We start from the raw sequence: 1,990 nt of genomic DNA, 5'->3' as shown, positions 1-1,990 counted from the left end.
CTTCTACACCTATGAGGCCAAATATCTCGATGCCGACGGCGCGCTGGTCAAGGTGCCCGCCGATGTCCCGGCCGATGTGGCCGAAAAGGCCAGGGATATGGCGCGGCAGGCGTTCCAGGCGCTTGGCTGCGAAGCCATGGCGCGCGTCGATTTCTTCCTGCGCGCCGACGGCAGCCTGCTTGTCAACGAGGTCAACACCATTCCCGGCTTCACCGACATCTCGATGTATGCCAAGGCGCTTGCCGCCTCAGGCATCGGCTACAGCCAGACCATCGACGTGCTGATCGAGCACGCGCTGGCCAGGCATGCGGCGCGCTGATCCGATCGGGCGAGCCTGACTTCCATTTAGCCCTTCGGGAGCGGCCGGTGCGGGCCGGATCATTGCCTGTGAGCGAGGCGTATTTCATCGTTGGCTAAAGTTGCACGTCCGCTCTATATGCCCGATCATGGCATTTGGCAGGGAGGCATCACGTGGCCAATCGTCGAAACGGCACGGCGTCTCCGGCTGATGGGCTGGGGGACGCCCTTTCAGCGGCCGCGCCCCATCCGCGAACCTCTTTGCCCAATGTGGCGGCCATCGTCACGACAGTGGCGGCACTGTATTTCGGGCGCGAGGTTTTCCTGCCGATCGCCATCGCGCTGCTGCTGACCTTCGCACTGGCGCCGCTTGTCGCAGCGCTAAAAAAGGTCGGCATTCCCCGGATTGCCGCCGTCATCGCCAGCGTGCTCGGCGCCTTCGCGGCGCTTGGCCTGTTCTCCTTCATCGTCGCCACGCAGGTCAGCGAACTGGCGCAGAACATCCCGGTCTACCAGACCAACATCCTGACCAAGATCCGCTCGCTCAAGGAGACCGGGGGCGGGATCCTTGCCAGACTGAGCAAGGTGGTCGAGCGGGTCGGCCAGGAGATCGACAGGCAAGACCCCTCGCTGCCGGCCGCCGCCCCGGAAAAGCCGCCGCGCGAGCCGGTGCCGGTCGAGATCGTCGCGCACGAAAGGCCGCTTCAGGTCCTGCAGAATGTCGTCGGGCCGCTGATCAGCCCGCTTGGGTCGGCCGGGCTGATCATCGTCGTCGTCATCTTCATGCTGCTCGAGCGGGAGGATCTGCGCGACCGCTTCATCCGGCTTGTCGGCTACGGCGACCTCCACCGCACCACCGAGGCGCTTCAGGATGCCGCCAAACGGGTGGGCCGCTATCTCCTGATGCAATTGGTCGTCAACATCGTCTACGCCATACCGATCGCGATCGGGCTCTGGGCCCTCGGTATTCCCAATGCGCTGCTGTGGGGGCTGCTGGCACTGGCGCTGCGTTTCGTTCCCTATATCGGCCCGATCATAGGTATGCTTTTGCCGCTGTTCCTGGCGCTGGCCGTGGCACCGGGCTGGTCGCTCGTGCTGTGGACAGCCGCCCTGTTCGTGGTGATGGAACTGATCACCGGCAATGTCATCGAACCCTGGCTCTACGGTTCGCGGACGGGACTGTCGCCGCTGGCGATCATTGTCGCGGCGATTTTCTGGACGTGGCTCTGGGGGCCGCTCGGGCTGATCCTGTCGACGCCGCTCACTGTCTGCCTGGTGGTGCTGGGCAGGCACGTGCCGCAGTTTGAATTCCTGGACGTGCTGTTCGGCAACGAGCCCGTGCTCGAACCCCATGCGCGCCTGTACCAGCGGCTGCTGGCCGGCGATCCGGAAGAAGCCACCGATCATGCCGAGGAGATGCTGGAGGAGAAATATCTGGTCGAATTCTATGACAAGGTTGCCATTCCGGCGCTTCTGCTGGGCGAACAGGACCGTGTGCGCGGCGTCATGGGCGATTTGCAAAGGCGGCAGGTGGCGGCCAGTGCCCTGATGCTGGTCGCCAATCTCGACGACAGCGCGCAGGAGGAGGCAGGCGAGGAGGAGGGGCCGTCCGTGGCCGCAGAGGCGAGCGACGATGACGATCCCGGCGGGGAGGACGAGACCGAACTGCCCGATGGCACGGATATGTCCGTGC

Annotated in this window: 2 protein-coding genes; both read left to right on the top strand. The window is 64.7% G+C overall.

Features of this window, described 5'->3' with window-relative positions:
- Window positions 1-319: ATP-grasp domain-containing protein (locus tag EN969_RS28695; protein WP_127219560.1), on the top strand; the 319-nt coding region annotated here is incomplete at its 5' end.
- 152 nt (window positions 320-471) lie between these two features.
- Window positions 472-1,990 (top strand): AI-2E family transporter (locus tag EN969_RS28690; RefSeq protein ID WP_164758584.1); only part of this gene is annotated, 1,519 nt, incomplete at its 3' end.

This window comes from Mesorhizobium sp. M7A.F.Ca.CA.003.01.2.1, from assembly GCF_003998945.1.
In the GTDB taxonomy this organism is placed as follows: domain Bacteria; phylum Pseudomonadota; class Alphaproteobacteria; order Rhizobiales; family Rhizobiaceae; genus Mesorhizobium; species Mesorhizobium ciceri.
Note: the sequence above shows the minus strand (reverse complement) of the source record. Positions and strands in the feature narration are given on the sequence as shown.